14 protein-coding genes are annotated in these 13,718 nt (G+C 59.1%); 3 read left to right on the forward strand and 11 right to left on the reverse strand.

The annotated features are described in order from the left end of the window. Positions 1 to 222: 222 nt before the first annotated feature. A complete protein-coding gene (locus KW849_RS19795) occupies positions 223 to 528 on the reverse strand; it encodes a chaperone modulator CbpM (protein ID WP_218430940.1) in 306 nt (101 codons plus the stop codon). Between the two features lie 23 nt (positions 529 to 551). After that, a complete protein-coding gene (locus KW849_RS19800; RefSeq protein ID WP_218430941.1) occupies positions 552 to 1,499 on the reverse strand; it encodes a DnaJ C-terminal domain-containing protein in 948 nt (315 codons plus the stop codon). Between the two features lie 298 nt (positions 1,500 to 1,797). Between KW849_RS19800 and KW849_RS19805 the strand changes: the two genes are divergently transcribed. Further along, on the forward strand, positions 1,798 to 3,072 hold the full coding sequence (locus KW849_RS19805) for an Hsp70 family protein (protein WP_218430942.1): 1,275 nt from the start codon (positions 1,798 to 1,800) through the stop codon (positions 3,070 to 3,072). A gap of 143 nt (positions 3,073 to 3,215) precedes the next feature. Here the strand turns inward: KW849_RS19805 and KW849_RS19810 are convergent, their stop codons facing one another. The 3 genes from KW849_RS19810 to KW849_RS19820 form a co-directional block, all read right to left on the reverse strand. Further along, positions 3,216 to 4,229: an AI-2E family transporter gene (locus KW849_RS19810; protein ID WP_218430943.1), complete on the reverse strand. Its 1,014-nt coding sequence runs from the start codon at positions 4,227 to 4,229 to the stop codon at positions 3,216 to 3,218. A gap of 237 nt (positions 4,230 to 4,466) precedes the next feature. Then, the gene (locus KW849_RS19815) at positions 4,467 to 4,778 is read right to left on the reverse strand and encodes a PsiF family protein (RefSeq protein WP_218430944.1); all 312 of its coding nucleotides are present in this window, start codon (positions 4,776 to 4,778) and stop codon (positions 4,467 to 4,469) included. A gap of 64 nt (positions 4,779 to 4,842) precedes the next feature. Continuing rightward, a complete protein-coding gene (locus tag KW849_RS19820; protein WP_218430945.1) occupies positions 4,843 to 5,637 on the reverse strand; it encodes a helix-turn-helix transcriptional regulator in 795 nt (264 codons plus the stop codon). A 97-nt stretch (positions 5,638 to 5,734) separates the two neighbouring features. On the opposite strand from KW849_RS19820, the gene KW849_RS19825 reads away from it, so the two are divergent. Next, positions 5,735 to 6,610: a DMT family transporter gene (locus KW849_RS19825; protein WP_218430946.1), complete on the forward strand. Its 876-nt coding sequence runs from the start codon at positions 5,735 to 5,737 to the stop codon at positions 6,608 to 6,610. A gap of 146 nt (positions 6,611 to 6,756) precedes the next feature. On the opposite strand, the gene KW849_RS19830 is transcribed toward KW849_RS19825, so the two are convergent. From KW849_RS19830 to KW849_RS19840, 3 genes are all read right to left on the reverse strand, one after another. Further along, a complete protein-coding gene (locus KW849_RS19830) occupies positions 6,757 to 7,647 on the reverse strand; it encodes a triacylglycerol lipase (protein WP_218430947.1) in 891 nt (296 codons plus the stop codon). Positions 7,648 to 7,743: 96 nt separating this feature from the next. Further along, entirely contained in the window at positions 7,744 to 8,049 is a 306-nt protein-coding gene (locus KW849_RS19835) for a multidrug efflux SMR transporter (protein WP_218430948.1), read from the reverse strand. Beyond that, a complete protein-coding gene (locus tag KW849_RS19840; protein WP_218430949.1) occupies positions 8,050 to 8,688 on the reverse strand; it encodes an FMN-dependent NADH-azoreductase in 639 nt (212 codons plus the stop codon). It lies immediately after the preceding gene. A gap of 110 nt (positions 8,689 to 8,798) precedes the next feature. On the opposite strand from KW849_RS19840, the gene KW849_RS19845 reads away from it, so the two are divergent. After that, the gene (locus KW849_RS19845) at positions 8,799 to 9,713 is read left to right on the forward strand and encodes a LysR substrate-binding domain-containing protein (RefSeq protein ID WP_218430950.1); all 915 of its coding nucleotides are present in this window, start codon (positions 8,799 to 8,801) and stop codon (positions 9,711 to 9,713) included. Positions 9,714 to 9,813: 100 nt separating this feature from the next. On the opposite strand, the gene KW849_RS19850 is transcribed toward KW849_RS19845, so the two are convergent. The 3 genes from KW849_RS19850 to KW849_RS19860 all read right to left on the reverse strand — a co-directional run bounded on the left by KW849_RS19850 (position 9,814) and on the right by KW849_RS19860 (position 13,661). Further along, a complete protein-coding gene (locus KW849_RS19850; protein WP_218430951.1) occupies positions 9,814 to 10,509 on the reverse strand; it encodes a hypothetical protein in 696 nt (231 codons plus the stop codon). Between the two features lie 69 nt (positions 10,510 to 10,578). Further along, positions 10,579 to 11,358 (reverse strand): hypothetical protein, encoded by a 780-nt coding sequence (locus tag KW849_RS19855; protein WP_218430952.1) that lies wholly within the window; start codon positions 11,356 to 11,358, stop codon positions 10,579 to 10,581. 233 nt (positions 11,359 to 11,591) lie between these two features. After that, the gene (locus tag KW849_RS19860; protein WP_218430953.1) at positions 11,592 to 13,661 is read right to left on the reverse strand and encodes an AsmA family protein; all 2,070 of its coding nucleotides are present in this window, start codon (positions 13,659 to 13,661) and stop codon (positions 11,592 to 11,594) included. Positions 13,662 to 13,718 lie beyond the last annotated feature (57 nt).

Below are 13,718 nucleotides of genomic sequence, written 5' to 3' on the forward strand. Positions count from 1 at the left end.
GGTTCAATGTACAAAAACAGCCCTGTGCATTCGAAAATCCAGGCGCCGAAAATATCTATTTACCTCACCACACAACCACGAATGTGCCGGCTTTTATCGCGAGCAAGCTCGCGCCTGCAATGGATCGTGCTGTTCACAAATCCTGTGTTCACAGCAATCACCCGTGGGAGCGAGCCTGCTCGCGAAAGCAACCTGACAGCCCATACAAAAACACCAGAACGCTTACTCGACCAGCAGCCGCCCCAACCGCTGCTTGAGCATTCGATTCTCCGCCCGCAGGTGCTGGACCTCTTCAAGCAGGTCCAGCGCCAGGGCGACGCCTTCCCATTCCAGCTCCAGATCGCGCCGCAGCTTGACGGCGCGTTTGGCCAAGGTCAGCTCATAATCGTTGAAACGCCAGTCCTTGGGCTGGGCGCCCTGAGGTTCGAGGATGCCGTGTTCGACAATTTCGATCACATGGACGTCCGACAAATCGGCCGCCTCACAGAATTCTGCCAGGTCCAGTTGAACGATCAGGGGGCTGCTCATGACGGGCTACTCCATGTCTGGGTTCAGAAGTGTTCTCTGGGATCGAACGCGGCTTTTTTCGCCAGTTCCTGCCACAGGGCCTTGATGTCATCGTCGGATTTCTTCGGCATGACAGCCTTCAGTTGTACGAACAGATAACCGCGCTCACCGGCCTTGTTCATCAGGCCATGGCCCTTGGCGCGCATGCGCTGGCCGTTCTGGCTGCCCGCCGGTACCTTGAGGTTGATCTTGCCGGTCAGGGTCGGCACGGCGACTTCGGCTCCCAGCGCCAGCTCCCACGGTGCCAATGGCAAGGTGATGATCAGGTTCTCGCCTTCGACGTCGAATTTCGGGTGCGGGGCAAAACGGATCGTCAGGTACAGGTCGCCATTGGCGCCGCCACCCACGCCCGGAGCGCCCTGCCCCTTGAGGCGAATGCGCTCGCCGTCGGTCACACCGGCGGGGATCTTCACGTTCAGGCTTTTGCTGGTGTTGCTCACATGCTGCCCGGCCGCGTTGTACTGCGGTACCTGGAAGGTGACTTTCTTCGACTCGGTCGACAGTGTTTCTTCGAGAAAAACCCCAAGCTCCATTTCCACGTCTTGCCCTCGGCGTCCGGTGCTGCGACGCGACTGTCCACCACCACCAAAGCCTGGCCCACGATTGCCGAAGATCGAACTGAAAAAGTCCGAAAAATCGCCCGTGTCCTGGCCGCCACCACCGAAACCGCCACGGCTCTGCCAGCCCGGAGGCCCCTGGAATGGCTGGCCGTGCTGGCCATAGCGGCGCAAATCATCGTATTCGGCGCGTTTATCGGCGCTTTTCAGCGCTTCATAGGCTTCAGACGCGTCCTTGAACTTGGCCTCGGCGTCCTTTTCCTTGCTGACGTCTGGGTGGTATTTGCGCGCCAGCTTGCGATAGGCGGCCTTGATCGCCTTGTCGTCTGCTGTCGGCTCCACACCGAGAATCTTGTAATAGTCTTTGAAGTCCATCGAAGGAATCACCATCCGTTATCAGAATCGCACCACAGGCCACAGCATGCGCTTGTTTGCAGCCATTGGTCTGACCGATCTCAAATTTGTGACCGGGCGGCGCAGCAGAAGTTTATCGGCAGCAGGCGGGGCTTCTTGCGAGCACTCCCGCGGCTGTCCGGTTGATGCAGGGTAGTTTGGGGGGAATGCCCCATCTTTCAAGGCATCGTCTGCGAAGAATTAGCAGATAACCGGCCTTCGAATCTGGCGCGCTCTGACATACACTGCGCGGCCGTTTTTTAACCGGAACCTGAAAGACATGAACAACGCATCTCCAGCCCGTGCCTTGGGTATCGACTTTGGCACGTCCAACTCCACTGTCGGCTGGCTGCGCCCCGGCGTGGAAACGCTGATCGCGCTGGAGGACGACAAGATTACCCTGCCGTCAGTGGTCTTCTTCAATATCGAGGAACGTCGCCCGGTGTACGGCCGGCTGGCGCTGCACGAGTACCTGGAAGGCTACGAAGGCCGCCTGATGCGCTCGCTCAAGAGCCTGCTGGGTTCAAAGCTGATCAAGCACGACACCAGCGTCCTGGGCACGGCAATGCCGTTCAAGGACCTGCTCGGGCTGTTCATCGGCCAGCTCAAGAGCCGCGCCGAAGCGGCCGCCGGTCGGGAATTCGAAGAAGTGGTACTGGGTCGGCCGGTGTTTTTTGTCGACGATGACCCGATGGCCGACAAAGAAGCCGAAGACACCCTGGTCGATGTGGCACGCAAGATCGGCTTCAAGGAAGTCTCGTTCCAGTACGAGCCGATTGCCGCAGCGTTCGACTACGAGTCGACCATCGAGAAAGAAGAGCTGGTACTGATCGTCGACATCGGCGGTGGTACGTCCGACTTCTCCCTGGTGCGCCTGTCGCCGGAGCGTCGGGGTGTGGATAACCGTCACGAGGACATCCTCGCCACCGGCGGTGTGCACATCGGCGGAACCGACTTCGACAAACAGCTCAGCCTGCAAGGCCTGATGCCGCTGTTCGGCTACGGCAGCCGGATGAAGAGCGGCGCCTACATGCCCACCAGCCACCACATGAACCTGGCGACCTGGCACACCATCAACTCGGTGTACTCGCAGAAGTCGCAACTGGCCCTGGGCAGCATGCGCTACGACATCGAGGACACCGGCGGTATCGACCGCCTGTTCAAGCTGATCGAGCAACGCGCCGGGCACTGGCTGGCCATGGAAGTGGAAGAAACCAAGATCCAGCTGACCCACGCCGACAACCGTCACGTGCCACTGGATCGCATTGAAGCGGGCCTGAGCGTGGACTTGAGCCGTGCACTGTTCGAGTCGGCCATCGACAGCCTGCTGGAGCGGGTGCGCAACAGCGTCACCCAACTGCTGGCAGACGCAGATGTGCGGGTCGATCAGGTCGATACAGTGTTCTTCACCGGTGGTTCGAGCGGGATTCCGGCGCTGCGCAACAGTGTTTCGGCGATGTTGCCGAATGCGCGGCATGTGGAAGGGAATATCTTTGGCAGTATCGGCAGTGGTCTGGCGATTGAAGCGGCCAAGCGTTACGGCTCGATGGACTGATTACAATCTCTGTGGCGAGGGAGCTTGCTCCCGTAGGACTGCGCAGCAGTCCCCTGCTTTTTAGGGATAAGGGGGCCGCTGCGCGACCCAGTGGGAGCAAGCTCCCTCGCCACAATTTGATCAACAGCTAGATCCGAAGCGGATCAAACCATCCCCACCTGCTTCAACTCACTCTTCAGATACGCGTAGTAAATCGGCCCCGCCACCACTCCCGGCAGGCCGAACGCGGCCTCGAACACCAGCATCGCCAGCAGCAACTCCCACGACTTGGCACTGATCTGCCCGCCGACGATGCGCGCGTTGAGGAAGTATTCGAGCTTGTGGATAAAAATCAGATAACCCAGCGCCGCCACAGCGACCCAGATCGACAACGACAAACCGACGATGGTGATCAGGGTGTTCGACATCAGGTTGCCGATCACCGGCAACAGGCCAAGCAGGAACGTCAGCACGATCAGGGTTTTGGTCAGCGGCAGCTTGATGCCGAACATCGGCAGGATCACCGCCAGGAAGATCCCGGTGAAGACGGTGTTGAGCAGGGAGATCTTGATCTGGGCGAACACGATGTTGCGAAACGCCTGGACCAGCAGGTGCAGACGTTCGAACAGCGCCGCCGCCAGCGGTTTGCGCTTGGTCAGGTCCGGCACACGCTGCAAGGCGATGATCGCGCCGAGCACCATGCCGATCAGCAGCGTCACGAACATGTGCGCGGCATCCTTGCCCACCAGTTGCAAATCACTGAGGTGCTTGCTGACCCACTCGCCAATTGCCACGCGAAACTCGGCAGCACTGGCCGGCAGATAGGCGTCGATGAACGGCGGCAATTGCCCGCGCGCGCGATCGACCACGCCCATGAACTTATCGAGGGAAGCGCCGGGGTTCTCTGCTTCGTGCAGCAGGAAGCTGATGGCACCGGCGAAGATTAGCGTCAGCACACTGACGATCAACGTCCCCAGCAAAGCCACGGCGAGCCAGCGCGCGCGCCGGCCTTCGATCAGCCGCTGCAGTTGCGGGGTGAGCATGTTGACCAGTTCGAACACCAGCAACCCGGCCAGCAGGCTGGGCAGCAACCGCAGCGGAATCACCAGCAGCAGTCCGCCAAAAATGATGACCCAGCTGATGATCAGCAAAACTTGACGCTGAGAAAACGTTGGCATACAGCCTCAAAAACGAACGGCATAAAAAGGATTGGCAGTCTGCCAGCGATCCGGTGCGAGCACTAGGGATTGTGTGGGTCGACCTTGGTCGGGGGTTCAGGTTCTTTTGCAGTGCCCCGACCGGCCTCATCGCGAGCAGGCTCGCTCCCACATTTGTCCGGCGTACTCAGTTCCACTGTAGGAGCGAGCCTGCTCGCGATGGGGCCCTCACAGCTCCCACATTTTTCAGCCCTATGTTTATTTTTTCTTCAGGCAATCGCTCATGAACGCCTTGCGTTCATCACCCTTGAGGGCTTTGGTGGCGGCGTCGGCGTTGCAGGTCTTCATCTTCTCTTGCTGTGGGGTCAAGGCCTTAGCGGCATCGTTTGCCGCCGGAGTCGCCTTCAGGCAGGTGCTCATGAAGGCCTTGCGCTCGTCGCCTTTGAGGCTTTTAGCCGTAGCGTCGGCATTGCAGGTAGTCATCTTCTCTTGCTGGGCCGTGTTGGCGGCAAAGCCCTGGGAGCACAGCAGCAATCCGATCATCAACAAAGGGGCACGCATCATCTTCATGGAGTTTTCTCCTGGTCGCCACACCGAGGGGCGCGGCCTTGTACTGGAGTGTAGACAACCCCTGTTACACCTTCCTGCTCTCCAGGTGGCTGCGCCGATACTGCTCCGGCGTACACCCGGCCTGGCGCTGAAACATCGCAATAAACGCCGAGCCGGTGCTGTAGCCCATGTCGAAGGCGATCTCTTGAACACTGCGCGGGCTATCCAGCGCTTCGATCGCCGCCAGAAAACGCAGGCGCTGGCGCCACTCACCGAAACTCATGCCCAGTTCCCGCACGAACTGTCGTGCCAGGGTGCGCTCGCTGACATGAATGCGTGCAGCCCATTCCGACAGCGCTCGGTTATCCCCCGGCTCGGCCTGCAATGACTCCAGAATCCCCAGCAGTCCCGGGCTGCTGGCGTAGGGCAGGTAGCACTCGTGCACCGGTGCCTGTTGCAGTTGGTCCACCAGGACTTGGGCCAGACGCTGGTCCGCAGCCTGCTCGGGGATTTTCACGTCACGGGCGGCGAAGTCCTTGAGGATCGCCTTGAGGATGTCGCTGATGGCCAGGGTGCAGGCCCGCGGCGGCAGATCGGCGCACACCTTGGGGGCCAGGCACACCGCACGGTAGTTGACCGGTTGGTGACTGTAGAAACTGTGTTCGATCTGCGGCGGCACCCACACCGCGTATTGCGGCGGCGACATGAAGCGGCTGCCATCGACGTCCATGTGCAGCACGCCGTGGGCTGCGTATTCCAGCGTCCCCCATGGATGCCGGTGGGGCGCGGCGTATTCGTGGGCGTCGAAATCGGCGTAGCGGAAGTACACCGCCGACGGCAGTTCGCTGAAATCCAGCAGGTCAATGTGTTTACTGCTCATGCTGTCCGTCATCAAGGGCGGGTTGTCTGGATTAAAGTATAGGCTTGCATCCAGACAAGCGGATAATTGCCCCTCATTAACGTTCTGGTTTTTCCCGATGCAATACGCTTACCCCCTGCTGGCCATTCTTATCTGGGCCGGCAACACCGTGATCACCAAGATGTCGGCCGGGGCGATCTTCCCCGCCGAGATCGGTTTCTACCGCTGGCTGCTGGCCGGGTTGCTGTTCACGCCCTTCATGCTCAAACCGGTGCTCGCCCATTGGCCGCTGATCCGCCCGAATCTGGGCAAGATCTTTGTCCTCGGTGTACTGGGCATGGCCGTTTATCAAAGCCTCGCGTACTTCGCCGCGAGTCTGACCTCGGCCACCAACATGGGCATCATCCTGTCGCTGATGCCGCTGATGTCGCTCGCCATGGCGATCATCAGCCTCGGCCAGCGCCTGACCATGGGGGCCCTGGCCGGTGCGGTATTGTCATTCGCCGGTGTCCTGGTGGTGGTGTCGTCCGGCAGCCTTGGCGCATTGCTGGAACACGGGGTCAACCTGGGCGACGCGATGATGCTGATCGCCACCCTGGCCTACGCGGTCTACAGCACCCTGCTGAAAAAATGGCAGCTGAAGCTGCCGCCGCTGGTGCTCCTGTATTTGCAGGTGCTGGTGGCCGTGTTGGTGCTGTTTCCGCTGTTCCTCGCCTCACCGAAAGTCGGCCCGACCCTGCAGAACATTCCGCTGGTGCTGTACGCCTGTCTGTTGGCTTCGATGGTCGCGCCGCTGGCGTGGATGCAGGCCGTGGTACGTTTAGGGCCTAGCCGGACCACGCAGTTTTTCAATTTGCTGCCGTTGATTACCGCATTGATTGCGGCGGTGGTGCTGCATGAACAGCTGGCGATGTATCACCTGGTGGGCGGGGTGCTGACCTTGGGTGGGGTGATTGTTTCCGAACGTTGGACGACGGTGTTGGGCCGCACCTAGCTTTTTGTGGCGAGGGAGCTTGTCGGATCGCCGCACCGTCCCGTTGGGCTGCGCAGCAGCCCCCTGTTCATTCACCCAAGATTCAATGATCGATTTGCGACCGCTACGCGGTCGAACGGGAGCAAGCTCCCTCGCCACAGAGCGGACTAAAGCCCGGCAGCCGCCAGCCGCGCCGCATGCTCGACAAACAACCGGATCGGTTCGGCCCCCTTACCCACCAGCCCCAGCGACTGGTTGACGATATCGAAGTGATCCAGCGGATATTCGTCGCAAATCACCGTCCCCAGGTGCGAGCTGTAGCGCCCGACCATGCCGTCGCAATGCCCGGCTTCGCGGATGAAGGTTTTGGCGAACAACCGGCAACTGCGGTTGGTGCCATCCAGCAGATTGCGACCGCGATCGGTAACGCCCGGCTGCAAGGTGCCGGACCAGGAGTAATAGCGCACGCCGTTGACCTCTTCGGCACCGTGACCGCCCCAGGTTTCAGGCAAGCCCTGTGGATAACACTGGTTGAACAGCGCCACGCCAGCGGTAGTGAGGGAGTGATGGGATGCAGGGATATCCACCGGCAGCTTCGGCCCGCGGTAACCGGTATCCAGCAATGCCATCAACGCGCCGACCATCCGCAGCAATAAGCACAGCAAACGACCACGGACGCTGTCATGGGGATAACGCCTGTGCAGATAATCGGCGAGCTCCGAGCCGTGGTTCGGCCCCGCTACCGAGGTCACCGATGCCACCAGGTCAGGACGCTTGGCGGCGGCATAGCGGGCGGTCAGCGAGCCCTGGCTATGGCCGATCAGGTTGACCTTGTCGGCCCCGGTCTCCCGCAGAATTTTGTCGATACGTACCAGCAGTTGCTCGCCGCGCACTTCGTTCGAGTTGAGCGGCGAGACCTGCACCGCGAACACCACGGCACCACCACGGCGCAACGCCTCGACGATCCCGTACCAGTAGGGATAAAACACCAGGCGGATGAACCCGAGCATTCCCGGGACCAACACCAACGGGTAGCGCGGGGCAGAACCTTGCGACATGGGCGGACATCCTGGTGGTCGGGCGGTGACGCAAGGCGGGATGCATGACATCCGCCAAGCATCGCCAGCGAAGATGACAAGTCTATGTCATCCGCCCTACTTCAACCCCGCCACGCCCGCCACGATCAGCCCGACCGAGACCAGCTTGATCACGGTCAGGCTTTCGCCCAGCAGCGCGAAACCGAGAAACACCGTGCCCAGCGAACCGATAGCGGTCCAGATCGGGTACGCGATGCTCACCGGCAACTCGCGCATGGCCAGGGTCAGGAAGTAGATCCCGCCCACAGCGGCCACCACCGTGATCAGCGAAGGCCAGGGCCGGGTGAAGCCCTCGGCGTACTTCATGCCCATGGCGAAGGTGACTTCGAACCCGGCGGCGACCAGCAGAAACAGCCAGGCCATCTAGAACTCCCCGGCCAGCGCCAGCAAGCGCTGCTCAGCCTCGGCGACGGAGATTTCAAATGTGCGCTCGGCGGACTCTTCGCCCTCGGCAGCCACCACGGTGACGTCCGTGATGCCGATGAATCCGAGCACCGTGCGCAGCAGCTTGTCGGCATGGTTCATGGTTTCCAGCTCGCCGCCCGGGCCAAAACCGAAGCCGCCACGGCTGGTGATGATCAGGGCTTTTTTGCCTTGCACCAACGGTTGGTACTGGGCCACTCCATTGTCCAGGGTGTGATCGAAGGTCACCCCGATGCGCACGACCTGATCGATCCAGGCCTTGAGGCCGCTCGGCACGCTGAAATTGTGCATCGGCGTGGAAATCAGCAACACATCGTGGTCAAGCAGTTCGCCGACCAGCTCGTCGCTGAGCGCCAGGTCGGCCTGCATCGACAGTGGTCGAGCGTCGGGTTCGGGGTAAAACGCGGCAGCCACGAACGCCTCGTTGACTGGCGGAATCAGCGCCCGTCCGACCTCGCGACGGGTCAGCTGCGCGTGAGGATGACGGGCCTGCCAGGCCGACAGAAACACTTCGGCCAAACGGCGGGAGTGCGAGCGATCACCACGGGGACTGGCATGAACGGCAAGAATTTTACTCATCTGAATCTCCTCAGGGACTAAACTCAAACAGCTTGTGACTTGCAGCTTGAAGCCCACCGCTACGTCCCTTCAAATGAGCAAAAATCAGTCAGGATGAATCTATTTCATCTATGGAGTCCTCAATGTTTGCCTCGCTGCCATTGACCGCCCTGCGCGCCTTTGAATCCGCCTCACGCCTGTTGAGCTTCAAGGCTGCCGCCGAAGAACTGTCAGTCACCCCGACGGCGGTGTCCCATCAGATCCGCTCTCTGGAGACCTGGCTCGGTGTGCCGCTGTTCGAGCGCCTGCCACGCCAGGTGCGCCTGACCGAATGCGGCGAACGGCTGTTCCGGAGCCTGCACGGGGCTCTTCTGGAGGTAGCTCAAAGCGTCGACACCCTGCGCCCTCAACGCAGCGGTGCCAGCCTGACAGTCTCCACCACCGCCGCCTTCGCCGCCCTGTGGCTGGTGCCACGGCTGGGGCGCTTCTACGCCCGGCACCCGAACATCAACGTACGCCTCGATACCCACTGCGAAGTCATCGACCTGCATCAGGACGCCAGTGTCGATCTGGTGTTGCGCTACAGCCTCGACAGCTACCCCAACCTGTACGGCCAGTGCCTGTTCGATGAAACCTTCGGCGTCTACGGTTCGCCCGAACAAGTGGCCCTGGCGTCGAGTCGCGCCCCGACGCTGATCAGCGTGCGCTGGCACAACTCCAAACTCTATGCCCACGGCTGGGAGGCCTGGTGTGCGCAATCCGGCGAAACCTGGCTGATTGGCCGACCCGCGGTGCGCGAATACGACGAAGAGCATTACGCCCTGCAAGCGGCGATTGCCGGGCAAGGTCTGGTATTGGCAAGCAATATTCTGGTGTCGGAAAGCGTGGCCAGTGGTCTGTTGATGCCGTACCGGGGGCAATTCCAGGTCGACGGCGCCGGCTACAGCGCATTGTGCGTACCGGGGCGTGAGCGACATCCACCGGTTCGGGCGTTTTTTCAATGGCTCGCAGAAGAGGCGCGTTTGTCAGGGCATCCCGCGCAATGAGTGCTGCCCCGCAGGGACCACTGCCGAACGCGGGCAACACTTGCGAACAGGCCGCACGCAGCAAACCCTGCCGGCTTTGCCCGGTGACTCGCTATCTGCATCAAGAACGTTTTGAATCAAGGTCAAAAATGAATTCGTCCATTGACTCAGGGAGGTGAGTCAGTATCTTTTCCCGGATCCGGTTTTTTTCATAGGCTGCCATATCCAGCCGTTGCTGCGAGACGTCAATACTGACCTTACCGACAATATGTTCGCCCGCAAATCGCTGATTGATAAAGTCAACCTCAACCTCTTCAGTCGTACAAAAGTGAACGAACGCCGAATAAACAACTGGCCCCGCCGCTACAACCCCCAACTGCAGCACAATAGCTGAATTAACTGAATCCTTCTCTCCCGGCGCGTTCGCCACCGCACGCTGCCTGAATATCGTACCAGCCACTTCCGCATTGAGAGCCCCCTCAACAGAAGATATCAAACGCTCAAACTGCAAAGTTTGATTCGCGCCAAACAGACTACCAAGCCTGGTTTTGATCAGATCCCGCAATACAACTATCGCGTCAACCCCCGGTTCAAAACTATAACCGCTATAGACTTCACGCACCCACTTTACCTGCCCCATGGCACTGGCAAAGCTTTTATACCACTGATCAGGAGCAACAAACCTGTCAACCTTCGAACCCGCATACAATCGAGAGTAAAGCAACGAATGAAGAGTTTCCTCCCTCCAAATAACGGAAATATCGACTGAAAGAGACAGCGGATCCCCCACCACTAAAAAAACAACATCCTTGTTCATGAATAATCTCCACAGAGCAGCAGGCCGACGCGGGCTTCTTTTTCAGCAACCCGCGCACAGTTTTACTTATTAAAGCTTAGCGCCACTAAAGAACTCCTCCGAACTTTTATCAAGCCGCTCATAGATATGATCTCGATTGCGCTCATGAACTCGCATATTGAGCTCGACCATCGTCGCTACTTTCTTCATTTTAAGTTCCGAAAGCTTCCACTTCCAAAACCAGGCGCCCCCCTGTTGTGTCCTGAGCTCACAATCGACAGCCAGATAAGCAGTGATCGCTGTACCGCCAGCGGACTGCAGGCAGGGAACGATTCTGAACTCTGCGCTTTTACCGTCGTTGCTGTTTTTATCAAACAAATTGATCAGTTGCTCTTCATCTTTCACCTTGCCCAGGACGCCACGCAACAATTCCAGCATCGCCGATGCGTTCCGTCCAGCAACGGCCTTGATAATATCCAGGACAATGGCTTCCATCGTCACACTGACCTGTTTACTGACATGATTTTCATACTTGTTATTGATCAACGTCCAACCACAATGTTTCATGGCCGTACTGTACTTTTGATGCCACTCAATTGGCGCCAGCTTAATATCTGAATTAGCGTCAGCATAGCGCTCAGAAAAATGAATACTATCTGCTGCTGCTTGTTTTTTATCTTCATCGAGATTATCTGCGAAGCCGATAATCGTAGGAGTCTCTTTGCCGACCAGCACATCTTGTTTTTTTACACCTTCTCCTTCCAGCGGAGCGAAGGTTTGGGTCCCGAGATAACTAACATCTTGCTGGGCAAGTTTTACCCCTGCGAAAAACACCTCACTTTCCTCAGCACTCGGCAATACAATACTCATATAAATCTCCTTATTTAAAAATAAATATCACTGCAAGACCAGCCTTATAACTGGAAATCAAAACCTAATAAATTCCAGCGACAATTACTACAACCAAAACATGACACTTTATTACCCAGCAACGCCCCAACCAAGATAAACCTTCAAAACAAAACACACCAAAATAATTACAGCCCAACATCCGGAAAGAATTTAAATTGTCCGCGACTGGGCTTCCAACTGTCTTCGTTAGATCATCTTTCTACACTCTTCGGCGCCTTGCCCGCCTTCATCTGCTCCAGCAATGGCGCGCATTGATTCGCCTCCCCTCCACTCGGCGCCACCAGCGCCAGCAAACCTGCCGCCGGTGCGGCGATCACGCCCAGCGCCACCATCCCGGCTCCGCGCAGCATCAACGGCACGGCCTTGACCCCTGCATCGGGCTTGATGAACTTGCCGCGCACATACAGTGGCGAGCGCAATGAAATCAGGCGCCACCCCTTGGATTCCGGGGTGATGGTCAGGTCCAGCTGTTCAGTCGCCATGCTCGCGGTGCCGTCGATGTAGACGATGGCGTTCTCGGTGTCGAATACAAACAAGCGGGTACTTGCCAGGCCGGACTGGATGCCGAAGTCGGCGGCTGCGCAGTTGATCTTCACTTCCTTGTCGCCAAAGATCTTGCCGACCACATAGTTGCCGACATTCAGGCCCGCCAGCTCCATCAATTCGCGACTGATGGCGCCATCGTTGATCAGCATTTTCAGATTGCCATTGGCGCTGCCCAACAGCTTGGCCACCGAATTGCCGCGCCCGCTGATATCAGCATCGCCATTGAGCTCGCCAAAACTGGTTTTCATCGGTTCGAAGCCGGGGAACAGCTGCTTGAGCTTGAAGCCTCGCGCTGTGAGCCTGGCCTGGCCTTCCAGTGGATCGGTGTGGCCGTTCAGGCGAATCTGCGCATCCAGCTTGCCGCCGGCCACGCCGAAACGCAGCGGCTCAAGGCTGAGCACGCCATCCGTGAGCAGCAGATGGGTATAGAGGTCATTGAACGGCAATTTTTCGCTGTGCACGATGCGCTTGCCGGTGAACTCGACATCGGCGTCCATATCGCGCCAGCGATCGGTCTTGAACTCTTCGACCGGCAGCACTTTGTCCGCCGGTTGTTTGCTGTCACCGCCTCGGGCCTTCTGTTCGGCGTTGGAGTCGGCACCAATCAGCGGCGCCAGGTCAGCGAACAGCAATTGATTGGACAACAGCGAGCCGCTGAGTTTTGGCCGTGGCTGGCTGGCCACATAAGTCAGATTGCCATGGATGTCGCTTTCGCCGATCTTGCCGTTGAATTCCTCATAGCGGAACACCGCGCCACCCGCCTCGTGCAACTTGGCAAGCAGGTGGCCGTCGGTGGCATAGGGTGGCGTGTCCGGCAGGATCACGCCGGTCAGCGGGTAGAGGTTGCCCAGGCTGGTGCCGGCCAGTTTCAGGCGCAGGTCCAGGGCGCCGAGATTGAGCGGGTCGGTCAGGGTGCCGGCCAGTTCAACACTTGAATCGGCGATTTTCACCTGTGCCTGAAGCGGAAACGGCCGCGCCGCGTCCTGCAGCGCCAACAGCCCGCCAATCTTGCCCTGGCCCGCGAGGTTCTGGCCGTGGTACTGGCCGTTGACCTTGAGGGCGAACGCATAATCCTGGGGCGACGAGCCCTTTTCCTGCACGGCTTTCGCCGCTTTATCGCCGACGATATCGCTGAACGGAACCGGTTTGCCCAAGGGGTCGATCAGCACGTCGAGTCGAGTCTTCAGGTTCTGGTCGTCGAGGGTGACGTGACCCTTGTCGAAGCCGATCGCGCCGATATCCACCACCCAACTGGAAGGCTCGGCGTTCGGGTCTTTGGGATCGAACTTGAAGGTCCAGTTGGCGCGCCCGTCAGCCAGGCGTTGCAGTTGGGCATTCGGCTCGGTGAGATCGATGCGCGGGATCACCACCCGCTGCGCCAGCAACGCCAGGGGTGAAATACGCAGCTCCACCCGCTTGAGGGTGACCATCTGCGGTTGCTTCGACCAGTCGGGATTGCCCAGGCTCAAGTCTTCAGCCACCACGTGGGGCCACGGCAGCCAGGCGCGCCAGCCGCTTTCATCGGGCTCGGGCTGCCAGACCACCGACAGATTGCCGTTGATGGCGAAAGCGCGGTGCAGCTCTTCGGAAACTTTGGCGTTGAGCGGCGGTTTGATCCGGTTCCAGTCGAAAAACACGATGATCAACACCAGCACCATCAACAAGGTAAGGAAAGTGGAAAGGGTCCAGACAAACGTCTTTTGAGTGCGCGTCATTGCACAGGGCTCCTGATACGACTGAGCGCCCCGACTGCGACGCACATGTGAAACGGT

The sequence above is a fragment of the Pseudomonas sp. PDM26 genome, from assembly GCF_019219185.1.
GTDB lineage: Bacteria > Pseudomonadota > Gammaproteobacteria > Pseudomonadales > Pseudomonadaceae > Aquipseudomonas.

Excerpts from the sequence above, each read along its gene's own strand:
- KW849_RS19825 (WP_218430946.1), top strand. The coding sequence starts at position 5,735 with ATGCAATACGCTTACCCCCTGCTGGCCATTCTTATCTGGGCCGGCAAC.
- KW849_RS19810 (WP_218430943.1), bottom strand. The coding sequence starts at position 4,229 with ATGCCAACGTTTTCTCAGCGTCAAGTTTTGCTGATCATCAGCTGGGTC.
- KW849_RS19860 (WP_218430953.1), bottom strand. The coding sequence starts at position 13,661 with ATGACGCGCACTCAAAAGACGTTTGTCTGGACCCTTTCCACTTTCCTT.
- KW849_RS19845 (WP_218430950.1), top strand. The coding sequence starts at position 8,799 with ATGGAGTCCTCAATGTTTGCCTCGCTGCCATTGACCGCCCTGCGCGCC.
- KW849_RS19815 (WP_218430944.1), bottom strand. The coding sequence starts at position 4,778 with ATGAAGATGATGCGTGCCCCTTTGTTGATGATCGGATTGCTGCTGTGC.
- KW849_RS19805 (WP_218430942.1), top strand. The coding sequence starts at position 1,798 with ATGAACAACGCATCTCCAGCCCGTGCCTTGGGTATCGACTTTGGCACG.
- KW849_RS19820 (WP_218430945.1), bottom strand. The coding sequence starts at position 5,637 with ATGAGCAGTAAACACATTGACCTGCTGGATTTCAGCGAACTGCCGTCG.
- KW849_RS19830 (WP_218430947.1), bottom strand. The coding sequence starts at position 7,647 with ATGTCGCAAGGTTCTGCCCCGCGCTACCCGTTGGTGTTGGTCCCGGGA.
- KW849_RS19840 (WP_218430949.1), bottom strand. The coding sequence starts at position 8,688 with ATGAGTAAAATTCTTGCCGTTCATGCCAGTCCCCGTGGTGATCGCTCG.
- KW849_RS19855 (WP_218430952.1), bottom strand. The coding sequence starts at position 11,358 with ATGAGTATTGTATTGCCGAGTGCTGAGGAAAGTGAGGTGTTTTTCGCA.
- KW849_RS19835 (WP_218430948.1), bottom strand. The coding sequence starts at position 8,049 with ATGGCCTGGCTGTTTCTGCTGGTCGCCGCCGGGTTCGAAGTCACCTTC.
- KW849_RS19795 (WP_218430940.1), bottom strand. The coding sequence starts at position 528 with ATGAGCAGCCCCCTGATCGTTCAACTGGACCTGGCAGAATTCTGTGAG.
- KW849_RS19850 (WP_218430951.1), bottom strand. The coding sequence starts at position 10,509 with ATGAACAAGGATGTTGTTTTTTTAGTGGTGGGGGATCCGCTGTCTCTT.
- KW849_RS19800 (WP_218430941.1), bottom strand. The coding sequence starts at position 1,499 with ATGGACTTCAAAGACTATTACAAGATTCTCGGTGTGGAGCCGACAGCA.